The organism is Succinivibrio dextrinosolvens DSM 3072 (assembly GCF_900167015.1).
GTDB lineage: Bacteria > Pseudomonadota > Gammaproteobacteria > Enterobacterales > Succinivibrionaceae > Succinivibrio > Succinivibrio dextrinosolvens.
In genome coordinates, this window is the sequence record NZ_FUXX01000037.1 from 1 (window position 1) to 26,876 (window position 26,876).

The 26,876-nt window shown below is 39.0% G+C and carries 20 protein-coding genes and 2 tRNA genes; 12 read left to right on the top strand and 10 right to left on the bottom strand.

Annotated features, from left to right (window positions below):
• From B5D46_RS12390 to ptsP, 6 genes are all read right to left on the bottom strand, one after another.
• Positions 1-245: hypothetical protein (locus tag B5D46_RS12390; RefSeq protein WP_234973838.1), on the bottom strand; the 245-nt coding region annotated here is incomplete at its 3' end.
• A gap of 116 nt (positions 246-361) precedes the next feature.
• Positions 362-437: transfer RNA gene (locus B5D46_RS09260), tRNA-Ala, on the bottom strand.
• Positions 438-684: 247 nt separating this feature from the next.
• A complete protein-coding gene (locus tag B5D46_RS09265) occupies positions 685-1,800 on the bottom strand; it encodes an ABC transporter substrate-binding protein (RefSeq protein WP_078929219.1) in 1,116 nt (371 codons plus the stop codon).
• Between the two features lie 166 nt (positions 1,801-1,966).
• Positions 1,967-2,040, bottom strand: a tRNA-Gly gene (locus B5D46_RS09270).
• 172 nt (positions 2,041-2,212) lie between these two features.
• On the bottom strand, positions 2,213-3,535 hold the full coding sequence (locus B5D46_RS09275; protein WP_078929220.1) for a four-carbon acid sugar kinase family protein: 1,323 nt from the start codon (positions 3,533-3,535) through the stop codon (positions 2,213-2,215).
• A 115-nt stretch (positions 3,536-3,650) separates the two neighbouring features.
• Positions 3,651-5,354, bottom strand: coding sequence for a phosphoenolpyruvate--protein phosphotransferase (gene ptsP / locus B5D46_RS09280; RefSeq protein ID WP_078929221.1), 1,704 nt, complete (start codon positions 5,352-5,354; stop codon positions 3,651-3,653).
• Positions 5,355-5,632: 278 nt separating this feature from the next.
• Between ptsP and B5D46_RS09285 the strand changes: the two genes are divergently transcribed.
• The 11 genes from B5D46_RS09285 to B5D46_RS09335 all read left to right on the top strand — a co-directional run bounded on the left by B5D46_RS09285 (position 5,633) and on the right by B5D46_RS09335 (position 20,375).
• Entirely contained in the window at positions 5,633-6,511 is an 879-nt protein-coding gene (locus tag B5D46_RS09285) for an aldo/keto reductase (protein WP_078929222.1), read from the top strand.
• 69 nt (positions 6,512-6,580) lie between these two features.
• Positions 6,581-7,984, top strand: coding sequence for a glutamate--tRNA ligase (gene gltX / locus B5D46_RS09290; RefSeq protein ID WP_078929223.1), 1,404 nt, complete (start codon positions 6,581-6,583; stop codon positions 7,982-7,984).
• A 48-nt stretch (positions 7,985-8,032) separates the two neighbouring features.
• Positions 8,033-8,404, top strand: a complete 372-nt coding sequence (gene rcsF / locus B5D46_RS09295) for an Rcs stress response system protein RcsF (RefSeq protein ID WP_078929224.1) — start codon at positions 8,033-8,035, stop codon at positions 8,402-8,404.
• Complete coding sequence (gene tsaA, locus B5D46_RS09300; protein ID WP_078929225.1) at positions 8,391-9,107, top strand: tRNA (N6-threonylcarbamoyladenosine(37)-N6)-methyltransferase TrmO; 717 nt, start codon at positions 8,391-8,393, stop codon at positions 9,105-9,107. The genes rcsF and tsaA overlap by 14 nt, the downstream gene beginning before the upstream one ends.
• Entirely contained in the window at positions 9,101-10,390 is a 1,290-nt protein-coding gene (locus tag B5D46_RS09305; protein WP_078929226.1) for an NUDIX hydrolase N-terminal domain-containing protein, read from the top strand. Before tsaA ends, B5D46_RS09305 begins: the two co-directional genes overlap by 7 nt.
• A 14-nt stretch (positions 10,391-10,404) precedes the next feature.
• Positions 10,405-11,154: a phosphatase gene (locus tag B5D46_RS09310; RefSeq protein ID WP_078929227.1), complete on the top strand. Its 750-nt coding sequence runs from the start codon at positions 10,405-10,407 to the stop codon at positions 11,152-11,154.
• 531 nt (positions 11,155-11,685) lie between these two features.
• Positions 11,686-12,162, top strand: coding sequence for a hypothetical protein (locus B5D46_RS09315; protein WP_159443079.1), 477 nt, complete (start codon positions 11,686-11,688; stop codon positions 12,160-12,162).
• Positions 12,163-12,164: 2 nt separating this feature from the next.
• On the top strand, positions 12,165-13,520 hold the full coding sequence (gene tssK / locus B5D46_RS09320) for a type VI secretion system baseplate subunit TssK (RefSeq protein ID WP_078929229.1): 1,356 nt from the start codon (positions 12,165-12,167) through the stop codon (positions 13,518-13,520).
• Positions 13,521-13,565: 45 nt separating this feature from the next.
• Positions 13,566-14,333: a DotU family type IV/VI secretion system protein gene (locus B5D46_RS09325; protein WP_159443080.1), complete on the top strand. Its 768-nt coding sequence runs from the start codon at positions 13,566-13,568 to the stop codon at positions 14,331-14,333.
• Positions 14,334-14,371: 38 nt separating this feature from the next.
• A complete protein-coding gene (locus tag B5D46_RS09330; RefSeq protein ID WP_078929231.1) occupies positions 14,372-18,904 on the top strand; it encodes a type VI secretion protein IcmF/TssM N-terminal domain-containing protein in 4,533 nt (1,510 codons plus the stop codon).
• Between the two features lie 13 nt (positions 18,905-18,917).
• The gene (locus B5D46_RS09335) at positions 18,918-20,375 is read left to right on the top strand and encodes an SH3 domain-containing protein (protein WP_078929232.1); all 1,458 of its coding nucleotides are present in this window, start codon (positions 18,918-18,920) and stop codon (positions 20,373-20,375) included.
• 93 nt (positions 20,376-20,468) lie between these two features.
• On the opposite strand, the gene B5D46_RS09340 is transcribed toward B5D46_RS09335, so the two are convergent.
• The 3 genes from B5D46_RS09340 to B5D46_RS09350 are packed head-to-tail and all read right to left on the bottom strand — an operon-like array spanning position 20,469 to position 25,536.
• On the bottom strand, positions 20,469-21,701 hold the full coding sequence (locus tag B5D46_RS09340) for a DUF6931 family protein (RefSeq protein ID WP_078929233.1): 1,233 nt from the start codon (positions 21,699-21,701) through the stop codon (positions 20,469-20,471).
• A gap of 34 nt (positions 21,702-21,735) precedes the next feature.
• Positions 21,736-22,128 (bottom strand): hypothetical protein, encoded by a 393-nt coding sequence (locus tag B5D46_RS09345; protein ID WP_078929234.1) that lies wholly within the window; start codon positions 22,126-22,128, stop codon positions 21,736-21,738.
• Between the two features lie 30 nt (positions 22,129-22,158).
• Positions 22,159-25,536 (bottom strand): hypothetical protein, encoded by a 3,378-nt coding sequence (locus B5D46_RS09350; RefSeq protein ID WP_078929235.1) that lies wholly within the window; start codon positions 25,534-25,536, stop codon positions 22,159-22,161.
• 491 nt (positions 25,537-26,027) lie between these two features.
• Between B5D46_RS09350 and B5D46_RS09355 the strand changes: the two genes are divergently transcribed.
• Complete coding sequence (locus B5D46_RS09355) at positions 26,028-26,555, top strand: Hcp family type VI secretion system effector (RefSeq protein ID WP_078929236.1); 528 nt, start codon at positions 26,028-26,030, stop codon at positions 26,553-26,555.
• Positions 26,556-26,736: 181 nt separating this feature from the next.
• Here the strand turns inward: B5D46_RS09355 and B5D46_RS09360 are convergent.
• The coding region (locus tag B5D46_RS09360; RefSeq protein ID WP_143675652.1) for a transposase at positions 26,737-26,876 on the bottom strand (140 nt) is incomplete at its 5' end.

Consider the following 26,876-nt stretch of genomic DNA (forward strand, 5'->3'; position numbering starts at 1 on the left):
CGACTCGATTGAATATACCCATCAACTCCATCCTTTTTTATTTTTCGAAAATGAAGCCTTAGGGTTGATAAAGACGGCATATATCCAGAAGGAAAAAGCTCCTTAATAAGAGAAGGGAAAACACTTTTGTAGAACGAATAACAGGAGAGTTTTGATTCTTCAAAGCGCTTGTAAATTTCAATCCAATCAATTGTAGCTGTGAAGGATTGGTACTGAGCTGTGATTTTTATGTTAGGAGTATCCATGTCAGACCTTTTAGTAAACAAAATCGACATGGATATTTTGCGACGTTATATAATGGTTGTCAGTTCGGGCTTGGGAAAGATACAGTTTAATAGTTAACAGTAGTATTATTAGTAGATGGTGGAGGTAAACGGGATCGAACCGATGACCCTCTGCTTGCAAAGCAGATGCTCTCCCAACTGAGCTATACCCCCACTTATGTGGTTCAGAATGAACTGCTGTCCATGTCTGAAAGCCGTTCCATTATATAACTTAATTCTGAATCGTCAACAAAAAATTAAAAAAATTTTTTATGTATTTTTAAAACAGGCATTTATATGCTTTTTGGACAGAATAAATAAAACAGTACGGATTATTTTGTTTGTAAAAGAAAATATACAAATATGCAGTTCAAAACTGAATTGCTGTATAGAGAATCTTTCTATTTGTTTTGAACCAATGTTAATCGTTCAATTTTTTCAGGTAAGGCTCTGCAAGCTTAAGATATTTATCTGAAATATTTCTTGGGCTTTTAACTTTCTGTGTTGTGCATTTTTCTTCTGAAGAGCTGTCATTTAGAAACAGTACCATGCTGCTGGTTATATTTTTTTCCAGTTTTTTGATTATGCTTTTACGATGTCCTTTTGTTGCGAATAATTCAAGTTGTTTGTTCAAATCAAAAACAGAATGATTTCTAAGGTCGTAAAGACAGAACTCCTCAGGATAGTCTTTATCTGTGTATTGCTTTAGAAATCTCTGGTAGGCTTTTACCAGTTTCTTATATCCATCCTGTTGCGAATTTACTGCCTGAAGATATACCGCGAGAAATTTGGCTACAAGCTCTTCATTATTCTGAGCATAGTCTTTATCAGCAACTATCATAAGAGGAATTTCAGTTTCCGCAATACGAGCTGAGGTAACAGACTTATAACCTTCCTTTTCTGCGTCAAATGTTGCAGGAGACCACAGAGCCATTCCTTCACCGGATCCTTTATTCATTGCTTCAACTGAATCCATTCCCGGTTTATCAATAAGAACAATATCAGAGAAATCCATATCGAATATTTCAAGCCATTTAGCCAGAACATATTCACTGGAAGTCATTCTCTTTACGTAGAAAGTTTTTCCTTTTATTGTTTCTGGAGACCCGTATACATTAGGGTAATCGGCATTCCATCCCCTATGTTTTAGGATATTGCTGTTAGGTCTTACAAACACCTGTGTAGTAGGTGATTCATCATTGGCAAGACCGATGATTTCAAATGAAGAGTTGTTATTTGCTGTAATAAGCGGTGTACTAGATACAGAGGTGATATTCCATGATTCAGGATCAGCATTGTGCTGATTCATGATTTCGACACCACTTATATCACAGATGTTTAAATCAATTTCAAAACCGAGTTTTTTATCCCAGCCGTTTTCTTTTGCATACCATGTCAGAAAGCCTTCATGTTCTAACAACATGGTCACTTTGATCCTTGGAAGTTCATCTGAATTGATTTCCTGACCTATAGCAGATGTTACGCAAGAGCATCCAAAACAGATGATGCCGATAATCTTTATAAAGGATTTAACCATACAAATACCACGAACGGCTTTAGGGACTGTCTCTTATAGTTTAGTTGAGATGATTTATAAAACGTGAGTATAAAGATCAATAAACAGAACTTGTCTCTAATTTTTTATATAAAAGTTTGTTTTTGACGTGAAAGGATATATATAAAATTCAGATAATGATGCTAAATGGAGCGAGTGACGGGAATCGAACCCGCGTTAGTAGCTTGGGAAGCTACAGTTCTACCATTGAACTACACTCGCATTCTCTGAAGGTAACGTTTTACATAATACACTAAAATTTTTGTAAATGGAATCAATCAGCTAGTTACTGTTATGTGTTTTGGAAAGCGCACAATAAAACTGAATGAATAAATCTTATAGAAATGTCCGAGTTGCGTAAAATTAGATTTCTCGGACATAATATTGGAAACTGCTAAATAGTCAGCTTTCTCTTTAAGTACTGAATACTATCTGTGATGGTGTTTGTATCAGTGGCGGATGAGGCTGATGTTACACATTTCAGACCAGCATAATCTCCATCAATGAGCTCTCCATAACAGGTCAAAGGCAGAACCTGTCCCAGGATTTTTAGTCCGATTGACTTTAATTCTCTGCAGGTTGCTACCGTGAATTCAGCTCCTTTTGTGTATAGAGCCTTTATATCAGGTCTTCTTTCTAATACTTTCGATACAATCTGACCATATGCGGTTGCAATGATATCAATTGCTTCAGCCTGGGTTCTGTTTGTTTTTAAAAGCATTTCCTGATATTCAGGAACCAGCTGATTGTTTATCTCCATGTTGTCTGAAACAGCAAAGGCAATAGTAAAGCTATTGTATTTTGTAACAATTTCATCAACTACTCTGTTAATCTCTGCATTTCTTCTCTGAAGATCTTCTAGAAGCTCAAGATTCCTTACCATAACAATAAGAACCTTTTCTTCAAGTCTAAGCTGTTCAACCTGTGCTGAAATCAGAGGATTGACACCGCCCACAATTCCAAAAATTTTAGTTTCAGATGCTTCTTTAGCAACATTCTTAGGTCTCATAACCTTTCTTGCTAAAGTTGCAGTGAATGGACCAGGATCAACTGCAATAAACTTGATTCCTGAGAGTAGAACCGCATCAGCAATCATGTTGATATCTTCCTGAGATGTACAGTCAAGAACAATAGCTCTTACCCCTTTCTTTGCCATCTTTTTTATGGTGTTTGCAAGGTTTTCTGTACCCTTTAAGTATTCCTTAAGATGAAGAGCTTCTGCTTTATATTGGAATTTTTCAGTGAAGAGGTCTGCAACACGACCTGTTTCTGCAGGGAAAAGATCTTCCAGACCGGCAAGAGATTTCTGAAGAGGTTTGCCGTCAACCAGTATATAACCGCCAACATTTGTTCTTTTTAATGCTGGGAAGCTTGGGACAACAATAGCAACTCTGTCTGAATCTCCCAATGCATCAAGAAGAGCAACTGTTTCTGCACAGGTATTTCCTCTCATGGCAGGATCAATTCTTTTGGCATAAAGCTTAACGTCATCTGACTTTAAAAGTCTGGCTGCAGAAAATACCATCTGGTAGCTTTGCTGATCTGTGAGATTTCTTGAATTTGTCGAGTAAACAAGACAGTCGTAGTCTGATGTAAGAGGATCCTTTAATCCTCTTGCATTCATAAGAGAGCATACAGAGGTCCCGTTTTTTTCAAGCATTGCTCCTACAGCGCTTCCGCCTGTAATTTCATCAGCAATAACTATACATTGAGGCATTTTTATTCTCCTATATCCTAACTCACTGTATTTAAAACTTATTTTATATCTACAGTGGTTCAGGGGTAAAATCTATAAGGCAGTACTAATTTGTAAACTAATCCTGAAATAATGGTTAACCTAGTGATGCTATCTTTGCACGAAGGGTAAGCACACTTGATGGTACAACTGACATCTCGTCAATACCAAGCTGAATCAGTTTGCCTAAAAAATGTTCGTCAGAAGCCAGTTCTCCACAGATTCCAACCCATATTCCCGCGGCATGACCGTTCTGAATGGTCATTTCGATGAGTCTAACCACTGAGTGGTGATATGGATTTAAGTATTTGACCAGATCTGCATTCTGTCTATCGGCAGCTAGTGTAAACTGAGTCAGATCATTGGTTCCGATACTGAAGAAATCAACATAAGGTGCCAGTTCGTCTGATATTAAGGCCGCTGCAGGAGTCTCAATCATGATTCCGAATTCAACTTCATCCTTAAACTCAAGGTGCTGTTCTGTCAGTTCTTTTTTTACTGCTTCTATAATCTTTTTGGTTTCGGTAACTTCTTCAACGGAGGTGATCATTGGAACCATTATTGACAGGTTACCGTATACCGATGCTCTATACAGAGCTCTTAACTGAGTTTTAAAGAGAGCTCGATTACTTAGACACAATCTTATTGCTCTGAGCCCCATTGCAGGATTATCCTCAGGCTTGAGCATAAAGTATTCTGCGGTTTTATCTGCACCGATATCCAAGGTTCTGATAATAACCTTTTTATCGCCCATGCCCTTCAGTACTTCTTTGTAGATTTCAAACTGTTCATCTTCGGTAGGGTAATCTTTTGACTGAAGATAGATGTATTCACTTCTGAAAAGTCCAATACCTTCAGCGTCTGAGGCCTTTACAAGATCTATATCTGATAGAGAACCTGAATTTGCGTAGAGTCTGATCTTTCTTCCCGATCTGGTTTTTGTAGGAACTCCTCGGAATTCTTCTAAATGGGAGTGCTGCGCATCATCAGTCTTTTTTATTTCATTGAATTTTAAGATGGTTTCTTCATCAGGATCGATGTAGACCGTTCCTGTGTTTGCATCAATGATTGCAAATTTTCCTTCGTATCTTTTGGTAAGCTTACTTCCAATACATACGACAGTCGGTATTCCCATGGTTCTTGCAAAAATTGCGGTATGGGAACGATCAGAGCCTTTTGTGGTGATAATGCCGGTAACAGTATGCTGATCAAGCTGGACTGTTTCTGATGGGGCAAGATCATCTGTAGCAAGAATAACTGGACCGTCACTTTCAAATGAAATCCCTTTGCTTTTTATCTTGCCTGCATGCATCATCAGAATTTCATTGATTCGACGGGAAATATCAATTACATCAGAGGCTCTTCCTCTCATGTAATCATTGTCCATCTCCAGAAACTGTTTTTCAAAACGCAGAGCTACCTTGTGGACAGCATATTCAGCGTTAGCCTTTTCCTTCCTGATAACCTCATTGATGGAAGATACATAGTCAGGATCATCAAGCATCATCTGATGGATCTGGAACAGAACCGCATTCTGTTCACCAAGTTTTTCAAGTGAAGCTTCGTAGAGTGCACTTAACTGTGTGATTGCATGCTGTCTTGCTTTTTCAAAGCGCTCGCATTCAGCGTTAATGCTTCTGATTTTTACTTTATCGAACTCGGATGCAACTCTTTTGAGAAAACTGATTTTTCCAAAAGCGATACCTTTGTTTGCTGTTGTACCTTTTAAAGTAAGGTTTCGATGCTTTTCGTTCAAAATGTCACCATCTTCTGTATACAGTGTTTTCTTCTGATTATACATAATTTGTCTGCGCCAATCAGAGTATGAGCTCTAATTTAAACAATAATGTCTTCTTAATTTTTTTTATGCTTTTTTTAATGTCAAAATGAGTTTTTGTGATTCAGAGGTAAGCTTGCCTAATATGTTAAAAAATCGAAAATCAGAACCTTTGTCAAAAATCCAAAATAAAGTATGTGACCATTTTTATAAATGGGTATAAAAGCGGTTTACGAATATCTTCAGATAACAATAATTGAAAATCAAAAAACTATAAGAATTTTTCAATCTCAAGGTGCTTTATGAAAATCTCAAGTTTTGATGATACTTTTTTACTCTCGGATGGCAATAAAATTCCATGTATCGGTTTTGGAACCTTTGGTCTAGATAACAATAAGAAAGGAGAAAGTCTCATAAAGAATGCCATCAGCTGCGGCTACAGGCATTTTGATACAGCTTCTCTATATGGCTCTGAGGAGATTCTTGGAAAAGCGTTAAAAGCTTCAGGTGTTGCCCGAGATGAATTTTTCCTGACAACAAAAGTCTGGAAGGATGATATGGCCCCTGGGGATATCAGAAAATCTTTTGACAGATCTCTTCATGCTCTTGGTACAGACTATCTTGATTTACTTCTGATTCACTGGCCACGAGCAAATGAAGCTGATGAAGAGTGGGAGGAACACCTGTTTTTAGCATGGAATACCTTTATCTTCCTCAAGCAGGAGGGCAAGGTTAAATCTATCGGTGTTTCAAATTTCCTTCCTCAGCATTTTGATGTAATACACTCCTGTTCAGAAAAACCTGTTGTTAATCAAATTGAATTTCATCCTGGCTATATGCAGACCGGTACTGTTGATTACTGTCAGCGTCACAATATTCAGGTAGAAGCGTGGTCTCCTTTAGGACGTGGCTCTCTTTTAAATCATCCTGTAGTTGTTGATGTAGCTGCAAAGCACAAGGTAAGTCCTGCCAAGGTTTTACTAAGCTTCTGCCTTGCTCATAACGTTCTGCCTCTGGTTAAGTCCTCATCAAAAGAGAGACTTAAAGAGAATCTGTCTCTGTTTGATTTTAAACTTACTGAGCAGGATTTATATGTACTTCGCGGAATCGCTGAAAAAACAGGCTGGTCGGGGCAGCATCCTGATCTTTCTATTCCAAAAGCAAAAGTTGGTGATTTTTAAAGTGTGATTTGAGCCCATATATACCTATTTGTGATAGAATGGTGCAAATTTTTTATATGGGAATTAATCATGACTGTTAAAACCAGATTTGCACCATCTCCAACCGGCTTTCTGCATGTAGGTGGCGCTAGAACTGCATTATTCTCTTGGCTATATGCTCAACACTGTAAGGGTGAGTTTGTTTTACGTATTGAGGATACCGATAGAGAACGCTCTACTCAGGAAGCAATCGATGCGATTATCGAATCCATGAAGTGGATCGATTTAAAGTGGGATGAAGGTCCTTACTATCAGACCAAACGCTTTGACAGATATCGCGAAGTTATTGACCAGCTTTTAAAGGAAGGCAAGGCTTATAAGTGCTACTGCTCAAAAGAGCGCCTAGAACAGATGCGTGAAGAGCAGATGAAGAATGGTCAGAAGCCTCGTTACGACGGTCACTGCAGAGACGATCATTCAGAGCATGCTCCTGATGAACCATATGTAATTCGTTTCCGTAACCCTGATGAAGGTATCGTTGCTTTTGACGATATGGTTAAAGGACACATCGAGGTTAAGAACAGTGAGCTTGACGATCTGATCATTCAACGTTCAGACGGCACTCCAACCTATAATTTCTGTGTTGTTGTTGATGACTGGGATATGGGTATTACTCACGTTATCCGTGGTGACGACCATGTTAACAATACTCCTCGTCAGATCAACCTGTATAAGGCATTAGGAGCTCCTGTTCCTGTATTCTGTCACCTTGCAATGATCCTAGGTGATGACGGTGCCAAGCTTTCAAAGCGTCACGGTGCAGTTTCTGTAATGCAGTACCGTGAGGATGGTTATCTTCCTGAAGCTCTGGTAAATTATCTTGTACGTCTGGGCTGGTCTCACGGCGATCAGGAAATCTTTACTCGTCAGGAAATGATTGATCTGTTTACTCTTGATGCTATTACCAAATCTGCATCAGGCTTTAATACCAAGAAGCTTGAGTGGCTGAATGCTCATTATATGAAGACTCTACCTGCAGAGCAGGTTGCAAAAGAGCTTGTATGGCATCTGAACAGAATCGGTATTACCGACCTTTCAAATGGTCCAAAGCCAGAAGAAGTTGTACGCAATTACTGCGAGAGAACTCATACTCTAAAGGAAATGGCTCAGAAAGCTGCCTGCTACTATCAGGACATCACAGAGTACGATCCTGCTGGAGTTAAGAAATGGATCAAGGAAGGCTCAGTTGATGTACTTAAGGATTCATTAGAGGCTCTTAATGCATTATCTTCATGGGATGCAGCTTCTATTGATAAGGTTTTAGAGGAAGTTGCTGCTAAGCGTGAGATTGGCATGGGTAAAGTTGGCCAGCCTTTACGTATTGCTGTAACCGGCTCTGCAATGTCTCCTGGTATCGGTGATACCATGATGCTTGTAGGTAGAGAGCGTACTTTATCTAGAATTCAAAAAGCAATCGAGCACTTTGGTGCTTAGTTCTTGAATCAAGGCAGGTATGACCTGCCTTTTTAGTCCGGATTAACTATGAAATATATGTTTGTACTGGCAGCTTTATGTCTGACTGCCTGCTCTAATTACGAGTTTAAGAGTAATTTAAACCCATCTAACTTCAAGGAATATTTCAAGCCTTCAGCTGTTACTGAGTATACAGAGGAAGAGCTGGCATCTGTTCCTAACAGAAGTCTGGGTGTTGTAAGCGGATTGTCTTGTCAGATAAACGATACTGATGATGTTGCTACAGAAGTTAAAGCAAGAACTGATGCTCGTTTAAAGGCTGTTGATCTTGGTGCTAATGCCATTAAGTTTGGCAAGTGTGTTAAGCTTCAGGACACTCCTGCATGTAAGGTTTCTGTAACCTGCTATGCAGACGCACTGGTTGTTAATGACAAACATTAATCCGGTATCCATTTCTCCTATAGGTTTCATCAGAAGTCCCTATAAGGAGAAATTTGCTGTTCCAAGACAGCCGGGACTTGCTCCTGATGCTGTTTCTGTGATTGAATTCTATCCTCCATACAATGATGAACTTGCATTTGAGGGGATAGACGGTTTCTCTCATATCCATGTAATCTTTCTTTTTGACAAGATTGATTACCAAAAATTCAAGCCAAAGGTTAGACCTCCTCGTCTTGGGGGAAATGTTTCTGTAGGTGTTTTCTCTACAAGATCTCCTTTTCGACCAAATCGACTCGGACTTTCTATTTTAAAGATTCACCGGGTTATAAGAGAGAAGGGCAAGGTCAGTCTTGAGGTTTTAGGTGCTGATCTTGTTGATAATACTCCTATTATCGATATCAAGCCTTATATTCCTTTTGTTGACAGTGTGCCTGATGCTGTTGGTGGATTTGCCAGCGCTCCTCCTCCAATGTATGAGGTTGTTTTTGAAAATGACACCGAGTCGATTATAAAAACTCTTGGCGAGCAGCGATATAAAGCTGTATGTCAGACTCTATCTCAGGATCCTCGTCCTGCATATAAGGACGACACTGACGAGAAGGTCTACGTGGTTAAAATCTACAGCTTTACAATCAATTTCAAAGTAAAAGATAGCCGTATTCATGTGTTTAGCGTGAATATAGACGGAGAGACTTCATGCTAGGCAGATATACTCATGTACTGTTTGATCTGGATGGTACGATTTTTAATACCGAATATGCGTATACCAGTGCTCTTTATGATGTTTTAAAGGCTGAACGTCCTGATACAGAGGAAACCTATGAGTCTTTAACCAGATTTATGGGCTCAACAGCCGAGAATACCCGTATTGAGCTTAATCTTCCTTTTGAGGATACCAAGCGTCTTTCTGATGCCTGGGTTGAGCGCGTTAAGCTTTATGAGGATTCCATAAAGCCATTCGATGGGATTATGGCTGTTATAAAATACCTGCATGAGCATAACGTAAAACTTGGCATCGTAACCTCAAGAGCTAAAACCTATCAGAATGTTTTAGGAGAAATTGCATCTCCTCTGCCTACACTTTTAAAGCCTTACTTTAAATATTCAATCAGTGCCTCAGAGGTTGATAATCCTAAACCTGCTCCAGATTCAATTTTAAGATACATGGAGCTTACCGGTGCTAAAAAGGATGAGATTCTGTTTATTGGCGATACCATGTCTGATGTGGAGTGCGCTCACTCTGCAGGTGTTGACTTTGGTCTTGCCGTATGGGGCTCCAGAATTAAGCGCTCTATTCAATGTGCTCATTATTTCCTAAATCCGTGGGATATCATAAAGACTATCTATGTTCGCGATGACCTTAATTATCAGTGGTACAGATGGGCTAAAGAGATTCAGGCAATAGGCCAGATCGGTCTTACATACTGCACCAATGTTTTTGATATCGAACGCTTTGAACGACTACGTGAGATATCCTGTGAAATCATTTCTACCATGACAGAATCTCCAATAGAGAAGGTAAGAGATGTAATCTGCATGGATAAGGGATATATAACTCCTAAAATTGATACCAGAGCAGCTGTTTTCAATGAAAAAGGCCAGATCCTTCTTGTAAAGGAAGCAAAAAACGGACTCTGGTCTCTACCTGGCGGCTGGTGCGATGAATCCGAATCAATCATCTCAAACACAGTAAAGGAAGTTCGCGAAGAGGCGGGAATGCTGGTTAAGCCAGTTAAATTTGTTGGACTGATTGATAAGAGTAAATGGAATAAATCTTCTCAGCCATTCCATATTCTTGCATCCTTTACCATCTGCCTTGAAGGTGACGGAGAGTTTAGTCCTAATACAGAAACTCTGGAGAGACGTTTCTTTGATATTGATGAGGTTTCAGACGAGATACTTCGTCTGGGTACAACTACCACAGAACAGATAAGAATGTGTGCCGAAGCCTTTAATACAGCAAACTGGGTTCCGGTAATCGATTAAGAATGGATGTTAATATGCAGTTTTTTATTGATCTTCATACTCATACAATTGCAAGCGATCATGCCTATTCAACTATTGTTGAATGCGTTAATTATGCAAAGAACAACGGGATTGTAATGTTTGCTACAACAGATCACGGTCCAGCTCTTGAAGATGGTCCTCATCCATGGCACTTCAACAATCTAAAGGTTGTTCCAAGAATCTGTGATGGTGTTGCAGTGTTACGCGGTATCGAAGCCAACATTGATCAGAATGGTGATATTGATGTTACCAAGGCTCAGCTTGATAAGGTTCTGGATATTGTGCTGGCAGGCTTCCATCCTTCCAACCCTCCATCAGACGCAGATGCCCACACAAAAATGTATCTTAAGGTAATTGAATCAGGCAATGTTGATGTTATCTCCCATCCAGGCTGTGCTGCATATCCTTGCGATTATGAGCAGGTACTGCTTGCTGCAAAGGAGCATAACGTTGCTATTGAAATCAACTCTTCATCCGATGTGAATACCCGCTTTGGTTCTCACGATAACTGCGTTGAGATTGCAAAACTTGCCAAGAAAATCGGAAATACTATTGCGGTTGGTTCTGACGCTCATATCTGCTATTACATGTGTAATTTTGAACCTTCAATTGAAATCATCAAAAATGCCGGTATTTCAGAGGATCAGATTATCAATACCTCTCCTAACAGGGTGCTGGATTTCCTTGAATCAAGAGGTCACAGACCAATACCTGAGATGAGAGAATTCTTTAAAAACAAATAGTTATACATTTAATATAGCTATTCCATATTCATTTCTATCGCCAGACATTGTTCTAATCTGTCTGGCGAATTTATCCGGACCTTCCATAATTGTGAAAATTTTTAAACAGTTTTCCCTGTGATTATTTCCTTGGATTTCTGTATTCAGGCCTTCTAACTTTTCGATTTCAAACGCTTTTTTTTGCTATTTTCCCCTCAAAATTGCAGTTTATTTAATAGATTTGCGATAAAGATCGCCCTACCTTTAGGCAAAGTCGGTTATTCAAAATTATATTAGAAGTGGTGAGTAGTATTTTTTTGAAATTTAAAGAGTTGTCCTGAGTGAAGCCTTAATTATGGAATTCCTTTTCGTAACTAGGGTTATCGGGATTCAGAACGATAAAAAGGTAACTTGTATTTTGACTTAATGGTGGTTATTAGCATGTCAAAATTGAGGTATATAAAAAAAATTTCGTCTGTAATGGCTCTGTCCTGTTTTGTCACTCTTGCTGGATGTTCTTCAAGTACTCCAACAAGTGATATAGGGGTCTATTTGTCTGAGGATGTGCAGGATTTTTATGGATACTGCCCAACTTTAGAGGTTGATATTGCAGGTCTGACCAAGGCAGAGGAGAAAAGACTTTCAAGCTATGACGTTGACAAGTATTTTGCTCCGCCAGAGCAGTTTAGAAAGAGTTTAGGCGCTGTAACTGCAAAATTCTCTGACAAGGATATGGTCGGAAAGGTTTTGCCTAGTGGCGATGGTATATGGGATAAGTGGAAAGACAAGGGTGTAACCCATCTGGCCATTATTGCCAATTTACCTCTGATAGGTACCGTAAAGGATGTTCAGGCAGATCCTAGAAAACTGATTATTGATCTGAACGAAAGCTTTATAAGTCCGGGCTCTCATTACATTGTAATAAGCGGAAGCGGCGTTATTGAAGTAAGAAATGAGCCTTCAGACGTTAAGACAGTAAAGATTAGTGGTGTTGAAAAGGCAAAAAAGAAAGATAAGACGGATAAATAATTATGAGATTTGATGGACAGGTTCACTGGAGTGAGGGCTTATTTATACAGCCACAGCATCTGCAGCAGATGCAGATAAATATGAATTCTCTGATCAGAGCTCAGAGAAAGTTTTCAGTTCCTTTTGATTATGGCTTTTATGATCTCGAACTGGATCCTGAAGCTCTTACAACCAGGCGAGTCGTTATAAAAAGATTTTCCGCGGTAATGCCTGATGGTACTGAAATCAGTATGCCTGGAAACTGTAAAGTTGAAACTTTAGAGTTGAGCCTGGAAAATTCTGGTCAGACAGAAGTCGATATCTATCTGACAGTTCCTACTCTTTCAACAACAGAATCAAATCTTAAGAGTGACAGTAAGACTAATGCCCGCTATACATTAAAAGAGAATCTGGTTGTAGACGAGAATACAGGTGAAAACGAGATCCCTTTGATTTCAAGGAACATTAACGCTTTTTTACTTACTGATGTAAAAAATGCAAATGACTGTACCTACATCCAGCTTTGCAGACTTCGCTGGGTATCAATTAACGCTGGTCAGCCTTCACTGCAGTTGGTGAATGACTATATGCCTCCGTTTGTCTCCCTATCTAAGGACTGTCCTCTGCTTAAGATTTCAAGTGAACTTATATTCCAGTTAAAGTCAGCAAAGAACAGTATTCTGGAGCAGTTTGAATCAGAAATTTTTGATCCTAATTCCTTATCAGGTTCAAAAGTTCTGCAGATGATGATTTTAAGAATAGCAAGTCTGTATGCTGCAAGACTGGACTCAGAACTTGTTCCTGGTCGAATTTCTACATTTGCTCTTTATCTTGAGCTTATCTCTCTTTTATCCGAACTTGAGGCTGTTAATCCAAGTACATCATATGAGCCGGTTCCTCACTATGATCACGATAATTTAAAACCAGTTATTGAGACACTTTTAAAGCGTATAAGAGGAATCCTGTTAAGAGGCGGTGTAAGCTCGGCTCTGGCTTTTGAATTCTATGAAAAGAACTCTGTACTGCAGCTTGAAGATTTGGATGAGAGAGTATTCTCTACAAAGAATCTGTTCCTGGCTGTTCAGTTTACAGGTAATCTTCGCGATCGCGTTGATGATATTGAAGTCGGTGATAATTTCCGTCTTATTGACAGGAAATCCTTATCCGATCGTATTCGCGGCGTAAAACTTCTTGAGATCCGCAATCCTCCACAGTATTTACCTAATATTGCTCATACTCTGTGGTTCAGGCTTGACTGTGATAGCTCAGAGAGGATCTGGAAGTATATAAACGAAGAGAAGAATATGGTTATAGATTGCGCAGGCGATCTGTTCCCAAATCTGACAGCAACTCTGTATGTAGCTGTTGATTCACACTAAGAAGAGCTTTGCAGCTGTACTTAAGTATTATGAAGGATGAGGATTATGGATCAGAAAATAGAGAATATTCTTAATCCTGTTTTCAAGAAGATATGTGAGTATTACTCCTTTAAGAAAAGCGGGTATGAAGTTCCTAAGGAAGTTATTCTGTCTGAAATCAGAAATGATCTGACAGATATAAGTCATAAGTGTGCGTCCCATCCTATCCTGCAGCAGCAGTATTCACAGATAGAGAAACCTCTTATCTTTTTCATCGATTATTCCATCAAGGAAGGTGGATTCAGTTTTTCTGAAAACTATCAGGAAATTGCCAGAACCTTCAATGAATTCTCTGGAGATGAAAAGTTTTTTGAACTGCTCAATGACAGTCTTATGCGAAGTGATGATGAATCAGTATCAAGACTCTTTTATATTATGCTGGGACTGGGCTTTGATGGCTCTTACAAGCGAAATAAGGCCGATATCCTGGACATCATGAAGAAATGTTCAGAGAAAATAAATATTGGTCCTGATTTTAATATGGAAAAGATTTGTCCGGACATTATTCTGGAAAAGGATTTTGATACGGATAAGTCTAAGAAGAAGGATTTACTTAGAACTTCAAAATTCTGGCTGCTGTTTTTCTGTGCATTTGCCTTTATCTCATTTGTGATTAACTGGATCACCTTTGCGTCATCCATCTCATCATATGTTGATGCGGTAGATAATACTGCAGCGGCAGCTATGAGTAAGTCCAGTGTTAAGAATACGGATCTTTACAACGAACTTGTTGAAGAGAATTCAGATACAAATAATAAGGAAAAGTCACGCTAGAGAACTTTTTTAGCCATAAGAATAGAGAGTGATCAGGTATGAACGGAAACGAAGCTATCTCTCAGGACGCAGATGTCGGATTTATTATGGAACATCCGGTATGGACTATTGTCATCATACTGGGAATTATTATCCTTATATTTCTGATGATTAGATTTTTCTTCTTCCTAAACAAGAAGCGTCAGAAAACTGTTGAGGTTGCATCTTTAAAGAAGGACCTGATGATTTGGTCTCGACTGTCTTCTTTTGTCCGCGGCGGTAAGGAAACTGATAAGGCAAAGCTCGAGCTTAATAACAAACTTGTTACAATCGACAGTCTTTTTAGCGACTGCTCCACAATTCTTAAGGTAAACCGCAAGCTATACCGTCATGATCTGACCTGGCACCTTATTGTTGGTGAACCAAGCTGCGGTAAATCAACTCTGATTGAAAAATCCGGTCTTGACTATAATGCCTCCTTTACAGAGGCTAAAGATAAACCACCTGTAAAGTTCTACATCAATTCAAGCGAAGTTGTTGTCGATGTTTCCGGTAAGGTATTCTTTGATAACTGGGCAGGCGGCTCAAGTGCCGAGTGGAACTATATCTGCAACAAGGTAAAAAAAGCCAATAGAAAAAAGCCTCTTGAGTCAATTATCATTACTGTTTCTGCCGAGTCACTTATCGCTGATAATAAGGAGCTAACCTTAAAGAAAGCTCATCTGATTGTTGATGAGCTTCTGCATCTTACCTTTGTTTTAAGCATGAATATTCCATGCTATGTGGTAATAACAAAACTTGATACAGTTCTTGGCTTCAGAGAGTTCTTCGGTAATGCAAATGAGTCTGTTACCTCTCAGATTGTAGGCTATCAGCCAACTGTTGAAGACGGATTCTTCCATCCTGACGATTTTAATACCAGTTTTGACAACTTCATAAGTCACATTAAAGATGGCGCTGTAAGTCAGCTTATGCGTCCTGACGTGGTTGCTCTGACAAATAAAAATGAAAGCAGAATGCCTTTAACTGGCAACATCTATCTTTTTGCTGATGGTCTTCGTGAGCTTAAGGATAATCTTGCTTTATATCTTGAGACTATTTTTGGAAGTAAATCTCTGCGTGGAAGAGCAATTCTTCCTTTCAAGGGAGTGTATTTAACCTCTGCTGAGGATAAGGGATACTGCCTGAGCAACCGTTTTGCCATGATGCAGAATTCAACGGTTGATGATGCTCCTATTGTTGATAACAATAAGCTTACCTCATCATTCTTCATTAAGAAACTGCTTTCAATGAAGGTGTTTGGAGAGAACAAGGATGCAACTTTCACCAAACGTGAAATCTTTATAAGAAAGCTGCCTTTCTACTCCTTATGTGGCGGATTACTGCTCATTTCCCTGATTTACTGGTACGGAACGCTGTTTAAGGCTGGTGAGTTTGAAAAACGTCTTGAAGACGGAACCATATATTATCAGGGATTGACGAAGGATATCGAATCAGGTGCTATTGATTCCGCTCAGCTTTTCGCTGTAAACGAGAGCGGACAGGTTGTAAAGAATTTTGATGTTCCTATGCCTAACTCGAATTCAAACACCAGACTTAACTTTTTCTCTCAGGCACAGAAGCGTCTTTTGAGAACTATTGACGTACCTTGGCAGTTCTTCCCTCAGTCAATGGCCCATTTCGGCTGGGACAATGATTCCGTTTATGGCGATAATTATTTCATCTATGATTATATTCAGACCAAGATGGCGTTCTATCCTATTGTAGATATTGTTGAGTACAACCTTATCAAAAATGGACAGGCCCCATATGATGAAAAGAAGACAGATGCGCTTTTCAGTCTGATGGAAATTGCTTTTTATGACATTTACAATAAGAATGTCTACAAGAATGAGGCATATTCAGATTCAGTGATGAAGTCCTTTATGAACTGGACTATTCCTTCGTTTACTGAGGTTCAGTCATCCCAGTTCCAGTACTTTATTCCAGAATATGATTATGCAAGTAATCTGACCAATTCTGCGGTTGTTCTGGATGAGAACTATTCGATTGCCTGTAAGTCAGGTATAGAAGGTCTGGTAAATAACTGGAGGACCTTAAAGAATTACCCAAGACATAACTTTATACTGCTCTCAGGTTATATTGATGCTGCCAGTGATATTCTCGAATCCTATGATGAGCTTGAGGAGATTTCTACTCAGGACTTTAAGGAAATGAACTATGACCAGGTAAAAAGCATGGTCTATCGTGCCCGTTCGGCAACTTCAATGTATTTATCAAAAACTCCTGTTATTGATGAGCTGATGAAGTTTGCAACAATTGATACTGCTTCTTCCATCAAGAATACCTTACTGTCTCAGACAGATAAGGCGCTCGGTGATAAGTCCAAAGACAAGCCGGTCGCCAAGCATGAAACCAGTCCTTTCTCAAATCGACTGTCTTCAGCATACAATGCATACAAACAGTTACTGAACAGAGATTTCAACCAGCTAAAGGAATTCGAGTCGCTTCTTCACAAGCTTGAAAACTATGCAGGAAACAAATCTATTCATTTTGGCGGTGTTGATTTCTCAAGTTTTGATTTCGTAAAAAATCAGGCTTTGACCTTGATTGACTACAAGAACGAGGGGTTGAAGAAGGATCTTCTTAATATTAATCAGTCACCTCTGTTTACTCGTGAAAAGGATTCAAAGAATAATCATCCTGCTAAGGATAAAGATGGAGACAAAACATCAGAGAATGATCTTGCTTACAATTACAATATTATTAAACAGATTCTACAGTCCTCTAAACTTACTGTAGTAAGCGGTAAACTTGAACAGTGGACAATTGAGGAGCTTGATAGAAATACCTCAATTCTCGACAGTGAGTATGAGCGCAATATTGAGAATCTTAATGCATTGCTCAATGTTCATAAGGGTGAAGAACTTGTAACGAAGTGGGTAACCTATGCCAAGAGACTTCTTACTGCAGATTACTCAATGCAGTACGTTGATATCATAGCTCAGATTCAGAATCTGTATCCATATGAAGATTCTGAGAATAAGCTTCTTTCAAATATAGCTGTACTGATAGCAAAGGATAAAGCCAACAACAGAGAAGAACTGGATGCTCAGTATCAGTCTACAAAAGAGGTTTTAGGGGACCTGAAGGTTAGAGACGAATATAACCCTAAAGTATTCTCTCGCTACTTTGAGCCTCTTGTATTCATAAAGAAGGCAATGGAATCCAAGGCCAAGGACTTCGTTTTTGCCAAGAAGGTTCTGTCATCATCAACTCGACTCACTAAGATTCTAAAAGCCTTTGCAACTTATTCAGCAAGCTATATGAAATACTGGTATCAGCTTCCAGATACAGTTCATCTGACAGCTAACAGTTATGCAGAGTTCTATGATATGACCTCAGAGCTCAAATCCTATATGATCAATAATGAGCTTCAGCGTCTGTATACCGAGAGCTATGAGATTATTACCAAGATCGATCCGATTATGCTTAACAAATCGGATGTGGAGCTTAGAAAGAACTTCCTGACTCAGCTGGATGTTCGCCGTAAGTTTATCGATATAGATTTTGTGGATATCTGTAATGAGACTCTGACTGAATGGAGCCTGTTATCTTCAGATGCAACATATGCAAACAACATCGTAATGCAGATGTCTCAGAAAGAGCTTAATGAGAAGCTTCTGAACCTGAGCAAGCCAGCAAAGGGAAGCAATTATATTCCTTGGTGGGCTGACTTTACCAAGCTTGGTGTTAAGCTTCTGAAACGAGATGCCTCTCATGAGGCAAGTCTGTCATTAATGCAGTTCCAGTCTGAGCTGAAGGTATTCCCAATAGTAAAGGATGCAGAGCCTCAGGAGCGAGTTCTTACCAAGAACGATATCAAGAGTCTTTTAGTGGTATTCAAGTCCTTTGGACTGTCAGATACTGCATCTGAAAAGGCAACTGATCCTCTTGCAGCCTTTGCAAAGCAGAACGATACACTAAAGAAGAACGATGATCTCAAGAGTCCTCTGATTTTCAGTCCGGAGTCAAACAGACAGGCAGACTTCAAGTCATGGGCATCAAGCATTTCCAATATTCTGGGAATTCTCTCCGGAAGCGGAAAGAATATGCAGTTCAAGATAGGTCTGGTGGATGCCTCAGATCAGAGTCGACTACTGACTGCTCAGAATATAAACAGTGAGCTGGCAATAGCTAGATACCGTTATTTTGATATTACTGTTGGTGATGGAAAGACTACCCAGAAACTGCCTGCTTTTGTAAACGGCAATAAGAATATTGCCATTTCATCTGCTCCTATTGATAACAGCGAGATTGTATTCAGGTTCTATCGTTTCTCTGATTCAGCCGATCCTGACTGTCAGGTTGTAATTGATGGCGGTTATCCTGCGCTACAGCTGTACCTTGATGAAAGGGGAGAATACAACGAGGATACAAAATCTACCTTTGTTCCTATTGAGATTGTTCCTGATGAAGGTGATCCAAGTGTATTCTTCGTATCACTGGGTATTGTAGGTAAGCTTCCTACACCTGAGGAGTGGCCTAGCTCTGATAACTGGCCTGCAGCTGACAGTTTTGTAAATTACTAAGGAAAATTTGAGCATGAAGATTTCCTGTAGATCAACTGTCAGAGTCCTGAGCATCATCTCTTTTTGTATGCTTCTGGCATCCTGTGGAATTTTTGATGAAAAAAAAATAGTCAGCCCTGAAATCGTTGGAGAGAACTCCAACGATGATCATTTTGTCTCTGAATCTATTAATCAGAAGACTCTGTCTGAAGGAAAAATGCTCGATGATATCAATTCAGGTATCTTAAATCGTATTCCTTATGGCTATAACCTTATAAAGTTTCCTCAGAAATTCTCAAGTGTATTTATAAAACAGACGGTAAGACAGCTTCATGGAGATGCCTACAGATTTTCTGAGAGCGGTGCTGTAAACAAGGCTGGTCCCATTAAGGAAACTACAATTAAGCGAATGGAGCAGAACTGTAATATAGATGCACTTCCTGAATCTATGAATACAGCTTTTGCTGTGATAACCAAAAAGACCCCTCTCATGCTTATGCCCTCCAATGATGTCTGGCATAAGGATAAAAAAACAAAGGACAGAAATCTTCTGCATATTGACGAGCTTTCAATAGGAGAGGCGGTGGCTGTTTTATCTGTAAGCTCTGATAAACGCTACTATCTTGTTCAGACCAGATTTGCAAGAGGTTGGGTTCCAACAGTTAATCTTGCTTTTACCAGATATTTAAGCTGGCTTAAGGTTGTAAAGCCTTCAGATTTTGCTGTAGTAAAAGCTCCCGTATACAGGATTACACTGGATACAAAGGATAAGAAAATCTACGATTATTCTATGGGAGATGTGATTCTTCTGGATACCTCTAAATCAACCTTTGAAAAGCCGGTTGCTCTGCTTCCTGTAAATGAGAACGGCATTCTTAGCTATAAGAACGCTGAACTGTCTACTGACAGTGTAAGTGTTGGGCCTCTGAATCCTACCAGAAAGAACATTCTTGCTCAGGCCAGATTATACAAGAATCTCTCCAGATCGGAGTATTCCTATCTTGAGGAGCTGCGTTCAAATTCAAGAATGTTTTCTCGTGTATACCGCTCTGTCGGTATATACATGCCGCTTGATTTTGACTCCATGAAGAAGGCTTCTCCAAAGAGTATTGAGCTTTTAGGAATGCCTTATGAGGAAAGACTTGCTACCTTTGCTAAGGCAAAACCTGGAGATCTGCTCTTCTTTGATAATGATGTAGCTTTATTCTACGGTACTACTCCAAGGTATTCTAAACATGTTCGCGGAGTTGCAGCTTATCTTTATGTTGATTCTGTTGTAAATGAGATTGACTACAAGCCTGTAGCAAAGCAGTACGACAGAATTATGGTATCAGACCTCAGATATCAGCGACCATCAGGTCATACGGCCATAAATGAGGTAGAGTTCATAGGGCAGTTTTTCTCTAATAATGAAAACTCAGCCCTTCTTAATGATTCTCAGGATGTTTATGATCCTCTGTATATAGATGAGCTTGAGTCTGCCTCTCACTGATTGTTAATGTTCGCACTCGTTTTGTAGTGATTCTATAAAGGAACCGTGGAGCTGGTAAAGCTCCCCGGTTCAGTTAACGGTCCTAAAGAATCTCTATTTGAATCTGTTGATTATAGGTTTAGCCGGAGCTGAAGACTGAGCGTTACCATTTGGAGATGTGCTCTGTGTTTGTGTAGGTTCATCCTTGGATACTGCGGCCTCTTCCTCCAAATTCTCATAAAGGTTCAGTTCTGCGTGAGGTGCTTTACCCTCTTCAATACTCTTACTCCAGTTATTTTTTCCTGCGGCTACATCATAACCAAGCTTAAAGTAGGTTTCATATCTTTCCTTAAGTTTTTTCTCTCCGCCTGGGGCTAGAGCCAGCATCAGCAACAGGGAATTAATACCGTTACCCAGTAGTCCTGCTGGTGTTTTCACAACAACTGTTCCTTTTGGAGCAAGATCACCAAAACTCCAGAATGCTACAAGTGCAAGCAGTCCTTCCGGAGTATCAGGACCTTTGTTACCAATTTTTATACAGTTATTTGCATTATCCTCATCAGGAGACACAATATAGCTATATACGCTGTCCAGTGCCGAACGCTTGTTCTTTAACTTAGCTTTAAGATCAACCTTTGGTAAGGCTGCTTTGATTGTTTCAATGGTTTCCTTGCGTGATGCCTCAATTTTATCCTGCAGTTCTTTTTTTGCTTTTGTAATTGGACTGTTTGCAACGTCAATCACAAAGTCCTGATTATGATCTCTTACGACTTTCTCGCATGCTAAATTTAAAAGATCGAACAGATCTTTTCCACCGTGTTTCTGGCGGACTTCCTGCATTACAATTTCAATGGCTTCTTCGCAGCTTTTTCTGATTTCAGGATCAATATTTTTGAGTCTCTCCTGATGAGCAGCAAAGGCTTTGTCCTTATAATCTCTGAACTCTGCAAGTTTTTTATCAACATCGTATGGTTGATCAAGACCTTCTGGTTTTTTTGCCCAATCTGGAAGATTAAATGGCTTAGGTTTACCTATGTCATCAATATCACGTGGTTTTGCCGGAGCTTTTTTCAGTTCCTTGAGTAAATCAATGACACATATATATGACCACCAGACTGCGGCTCGATGATGAAGATTGTATGCAAGAAAACTGCAGGCATCCTTGTACTCCTTCCTGTTTTCCAGTTCATGCAGAAAATCCTCACTGTTTGGATATTTTTCCGCAAGCTCAAGTAGATCTGTGGTTGCAGGAAACATCTCCTGCTCTACAGCTTCGTTCACTGTCTTATACTGCAGAAGTACCAGATGTTTATTCATCCAGTCAAGCTGATTTGATACATTTGCCATATTTTGAGTTTACTCCGTATGATGTTTATTCTTTTTAGTTCATCTTGAGTGCTTTCGTTGCAATCTCTGTTGCGCCCGCACTGGTTTGTAAAGCCTTTGCTTCTGACTCAAGAGCTTTTGCTCTGTTCTTATTGGCCTCAGCGTCGGTTTGTGAAGCTGCAACCTCACCTCCTTGAGCCTTGACATCATCTTTTGCCAGAGAGCCCTCATTTGAATTTCCTTCCGCTTTTTTCTCGTCAAGAACAGCAGAATCGTCGGTTGGTCTTGACTCTCTGTCGCCAGTAGGATCACTTTCCTTGATATTTGATGAAACCAGAGTCTCTAGAGCCTCTGTAGCTACCATCATTCCAATCTCAACTGCCATATCGGTAGCAATATTTTCACCTAGTTCCTTTAACTGTTTTTTGCTTTCTTCTGTTAATGCCATAACAAATACCTTTCTTTCTAAAGTAACGGATTATGCTCTTGCGTCAATTTTCTCAATAACAGCATTGGTTTCAGTTGTTGAAGAGATAGCTACTACACCGCCTCTGATTGCAACCTTAGCTGGTTTTATTGCTGGCCATGTATTTGCTACTAAAACAGCGTGCAAGGCAATAGTATTCAATGTATATTTCAGGCTGGCAAAAAAGTATTTTATGTCCTGTGCATTATTCTTTCCTACATGTCCTTTTCTCTCAAACCAGTTATCTTCATCTGCCATTTTGGCAATTTCTGTTACAACATTCATTGCTTTTGCTATAAGGTCGAGATTGTCACATATAAAATCACATGTATCTACCAAGAATCGTGAGACAGTAGTCTTGTCATCACGATAATCCTTAACTTTTCTTGCGTAACCATGGTAAATATCTGTTTTGTAACAAAATCCCATTATTTCATTTGCAATAGGGAAAAGTACTCCATCGATAATTCCCTTCTCATATTTTGAGGCCTTAGGATTTGCATTTACTGTGATGGTGTTGGCTAGTTCTTTTACAAGCTCCTCGTCAAATTTGATAACATTCTGTATTGCTCCCTCAAAAGTATTCGATGTCAGACTTGCCTCGCTTCCACTCAATGAGGCAACACCTTTACTGGACTTAAATCCTGCACCTAAACCATCTTTAACGCTTGCTGAGAACTTTCCGCTTAGATTTACAGTAGCTGCTTTAAGGCTTGTTCCCTCATATGCATCTAAAGTAAGTGTTGAGCCAAAACTTGCAAGAGATCCATTTGCAAACGGAATGGTACTTGCTTTGATTGCAGACGATAAAATAGAGAATGATGTACCTGCAACACCCATCTTGATGCTGGATGGAGAGGTCAAGGATACAGATCCTGAACCGCCCACACTTGTTGCTTCAGATGCAGTCAGTTTTATATTCTTGGCATTTATGGTAATAGTCCCTTTTGGACAGTTAATTTCAAGATTTCCTTCATGGTCAATCTTAAAGATATCAATGTTATCCTTGGTAAAATCAATTGGATTGCCTATTTCCCCTATAAACTCATTTGTAACAGCTTCAAGTCCGGCAATAGCTGTATTGTAATTTACATTTTTTGTATAAAGTGTCTGCTGTTCTGACTTCTTTTTATCCTCAAGCGTCTTTATATCGCCATCTAATTTTTCAACTTCTTTCTCTTTCTTTTCCTTATCAGAACCTGTCAATGAAATTGATTCATTCATCGCAATTTTTTTGTCCTGGACTTTTTTGTCAATTTCTTTCTGTAGATCTGTTACTTTATCTTCCTGAGTTTTTTTCTCCTTTTTGGTTTTTTCAACCAGCGCTTTGATAGCGGCACAACGCTTCTTTATGGAAGCTTCTTTTAGTTCTTTACAGTCATCTATCTTTAAATCTCCGAGATATTCAGGCTTTATGGTTGAGTCTCCTGAATAATCCTGATAATGGGCATAGGTATTATCTTTTTTATTTAGAGCCTCAACTACTGATGATTCAGAGCCTCCAAGTATTTTATTTCTTATGTATTCATTAGAATCTGTATTCTTTTCCAGAACTATACTTGACAGACCATATTTACTCTCATCCTCATTGCAGCCTTTGAATCCAACATTCTTTGACTTGTCTGTAGCATTCCAAACGTGAACTCTTGCTCCGTGAGTGTGTGACGCTAAAGTCTTTATAGATGCAAGAGCATTATTTCTTTTTACTCTGTTTACTTCAGGAGTAACAGTTGAGTCTTTTGTAGAAAGAAAACTATGCAGATAGTAGTTATTATTTCCTGATAGAATTAGAACTTTCTGTCCAATTCTTGGCATATTAAAGGAATCAACATTAGCGATAGTGGAGGTGAGTCGAACCTGAACAGGTTTATCCTGACCTGCTGCCAACGCATAAAACATGCTTGGTTTTTCTGTGTTATCACCGGCGCAGATACATATAGAACCGGCTCTTGGTTCTTTAACTGATGGATCGTTCTTAGGAGACGGCCATTCTCCGGAATAGAAACCGTCTCCATCAGTGACAACAGCCTCAAGAACCTCTACGTTGTTCTGTGTTGCATATACAGTTACTTCATTTTTCTTTGGTGCTTCACTTGTCTTAGTTACTTCATTTGTCTTACTTACTGGTAGTTCTTCTTCGTTTTCGTAATCAGCAAATGAGCCTGGCTCTTTTTCCTGATCAAGTTCATATGCGTAAATATTTTCTTCAATACTTGGTTCTAGCTGTTCATTTACATTGAACGCTTTTGTGTTTGCAGAAGCGAATACATGAAGTGAAACTTTATCGACAATTAGCTTTACTTCGCTGTCAATATAATTCTTTGCCGTAACCACAGCTCCCGGAATAAAGATTAGATGAGAAGCGCTCAGCTTGTACAGCATCTTTTCTCTCTGATCTTTATTTTCTATGTTTTTCAATGCCTCGGATTTTGCATCTGTCTCTGAGGTTATGGCTACCTTATCTGTTGTGGTCGAATGAACAAGAAAATCATTATCATTTCTAATGATTTCTAATTCCTGAGGCTTTACATCAATACTGAATGATGTCAGTTTTGGTGCTCCGCTGTCTGTCTGGTCACAGATAATTTCAGCATCGTAATTGAGTTTATCTGAATTTGATTTCTCAAAATAATCGCTTTCAACTCCATTACCTTTATGGACTCCATATCCTTTACTCAAAAATACCTTGAGCTCATTTTTTCCATCCTTATTCTCATGGATGAAATTGAAATTCAGTCCAAAGTCTGTGATGATTTTTCTTAGGGCAAAAAGCGGGCTGAAAGATCCTATTTGAATACAGACATTGTCAGGCAGAGCAGAGAACTGTTTTTTGTCATTAGAGTCAAGCAGTTCATATTTTATGGAGATCGGTAAATTTGAATTGATATCTTCTCCATAGATTATTTTCTGTGGCTCTGTCAGGAATTTTTCAAGCTTATCCTGAAGTTTTCCATATGCAACGTCATGATAGCGATGCATACGGTTCTTCAGTATTTCATAAGGTGAATTGAAATCAATTTCGTATATGTATGCAGGCTTGTTGTCTGTCTTGGTAGTGACATTCATTGTCTTACCAAGGAATTTTAATGAGGATATTATTCCGTTAACAGTTCTCTTGAAATTAAAGTCCTGGCTTAAAGCCTTATCCTTGCCTGGCGCATGCAGATGATCTGTTATTTCTACATTGATATTTATCTGCTTTCCAATCTGATGCTGCAGGTCTGATGCTTTTAAAGAATTTGTGGCGTAGAAATATAACTTTCCGTTGTATAGAGCGGAAATACCTTCGTTGAATACAAACTCGTAAACAGAGTATGAAGGAAAGACATCTTTTCCATCATCATTTTTTGGACTAATGTTAAAAGAAATCGATTTTAGCTTTGTATTCATTTGAAAGCCCTCAACAAACGATCAGATATACAGATATTTATAAAAAAAATACTCTGTAAGCCAATAAATCCGCATATCTCAATCATAGGTTAGAAAAATCAACTAAAACTTACCTTATTCTGCATTTTTCTCTAATAAAACCTTTAAAGATCACATATCGAGAAAAATTACTTTACTTGTCCATAATAATAGGGAACGTTTTGAATAATTTTTGTGATTACAACCATAATTTTACAAAGTAGTGCAATTGTCATGAAAAATATATCTTATATTATAGGTACAAAAGGAATAGGAATTCATGATGGTATTCATCAGATCCTCATATTAAGTGCTTGATGAAGCACGTGATTTTTTTGGGACCGTGGACAAATGGAGCATATTTATCAGATATGTTTTACGAATCCACAATACTGTGTTAACAAGTTATTAAACAGATAACCGTTACAGATAAAAAAATTATCTTAACAGCATGGTTATTGAGGAGAAATATTATGGCATCCGATTTCTATGTAAAGATTGATGGAATTGACGGCGACTCAAATGACAAGAGTCATGGCAAATGGATTGAAGTCGTATCATTTTCTCACGGTGCAGTTCAGAACGTTGGTGCAGGACGTGCAACAGATGTATCAGGAAGAGGTGCATTTGAACCATTCTCATTTGTACATCTGATTGACAAGGCAACACCAAAGATTCAGCAGTTCTGTATGTCTGGTCAGAAGGTTGCAAAGGTACAGTTCCAGGTCTGTCGAGCTGTGGCAGGAAAGCAGGAACCTGTTTATGAGGTAACCCTGGAGAATGTAAAGATCTCAAAGGCCTCCATAAAATCAGTGGTTTCAGGAAGCAATGGTGCTTCATCAATGATTGACAGTTTCCAGGGCGCAGATGGAGCCTATATGCCATTGGAGCAGGTAGAACTGATTGCAGGTAAGATAACCTGGAAGTATACCGCAATCAAGCCAGACAATACAAAGGATGGCGCAGTTGAGGCTACTTTCAATCAGGTTGAAAATGCCTAACAGTAAAAGAGGCTGGCTAAAAAGTATGTCAGCCTCTTTCATTTTTCAAACATAGAATTTTGTTATTTCTAGGGAATTGAAATTTTCAAATACGATTTTGTTGAGATATTTATTTTGATTGGAGATTTTTAGAACTTTTAGAGAGATAAGGTAGGAAGCTTAAGGTATTTCTTGTTCTTTTTTAACTTATTACCGCATTCATTTCATTTCTTATATTGGCCCATTTTCTTATATTATGAGCCAGAGCCACAAGCCCAAATTCAATTATTACCTTCGCTTTAGATCGCAGTCTGAATCTTTTGAAACCGTGATTATATTTGA

What these genes read in the sequence shown, in the direction of transcription:
- rcsF (WP_078929224.1), top strand. Translation starts at nt 8,033, where the DNA reads ATGAAATATATGTTTGTACTGGCAGCTTTATGTCTGACTGCCTGCTCT.
- gltX (WP_078929223.1), top strand. Translation starts at nt 6,581, where the DNA reads ATGACTGTTAAAACCAGATTTGCACCATCTCCAACCGGCTTTCTGCAT.
- tsaA (WP_078929225.1), top strand. Translation starts at nt 8,391, where the DNA reads ATGACAAACATTAATCCGGTATCCATTTCTCCTATAGGTTTCATCAGA.
- B5D46_RS09265 (WP_078929219.1), bottom strand. Translation starts at nt 1,800, where the DNA reads ATGGTTAAATCCTTTATAAAGATTATCGGCATCATCTGTTTTGGATGC.
- tssK (WP_078929229.1), top strand. Translation starts at nt 12,165, where the DNA reads ATGAGATTTGATGGACAGGTTCACTGGAGTGAGGGCTTATTTATACAG.
- B5D46_RS09275 (WP_078929220.1), bottom strand. Translation starts at nt 3,535, where the DNA reads ATGCCTCAATGTATAGTTATTGCTGATGAAATTACAGGCGGAAGCGCT.
- B5D46_RS09310 (WP_078929227.1), top strand. Translation starts at nt 10,405, where the DNA reads ATGCAGTTTTTTATTGATCTTCATACTCATACAATTGCAAGCGATCAT.
- B5D46_RS09325 (WP_159443080.1), top strand. Translation starts at nt 13,566, where the DNA reads ATGGATCAGAAAATAGAGAATATTCTTAATCCTGTTTTCAAGAAGATA.
- B5D46_RS09335 (WP_078929232.1), top strand. Translation starts at nt 18,918, where the DNA reads ATGAAGATTTCCTGTAGATCAACTGTCAGAGTCCTGAGCATCATCTCT.
- B5D46_RS09345 (WP_078929234.1), bottom strand. Translation starts at nt 22,128, where the DNA reads ATGGCATTAACAGAAGAAAGCAAAAAACAGTTAAAGGAACTAGGTGAA.
- B5D46_RS09330 (WP_078929231.1), top strand. Translation starts at nt 14,372, where the DNA reads ATGAACGGAAACGAAGCTATCTCTCAGGACGCAGATGTCGGATTTATT.
- B5D46_RS09305 (WP_078929226.1), top strand. Translation starts at nt 9,101, where the DNA reads ATGCTAGGCAGATATACTCATGTACTGTTTGATCTGGATGGTACGATT.
- B5D46_RS09350 (WP_078929235.1), bottom strand. Translation starts at nt 25,536, where the DNA reads ATGAATACAAAGCTAAAATCGATTTCTTTTAACATTAGTCCAAAAAAT.
- ptsP (WP_078929221.1), bottom strand. Translation starts at nt 5,354, where the DNA reads ATGTATAATCAGAAGAAAACACTGTATACAGAAGATGGTGACATTTTG.
- B5D46_RS09355 (WP_078929236.1), top strand. Translation starts at nt 26,028, where the DNA reads ATGGCATCCGATTTCTATGTAAAGATTGATGGAATTGACGGCGACTCA.
- B5D46_RS09340 (WP_078929233.1), bottom strand. Translation starts at nt 21,701, where the DNA reads ATGGCAAATGTATCAAATCAGCTTGACTGGATGAATAAACATCTGGTA.
- B5D46_RS09285 (WP_078929222.1), top strand. Translation starts at nt 5,633, where the DNA reads ATGAAAATCTCAAGTTTTGATGATACTTTTTTACTCTCGGATGGCAAT.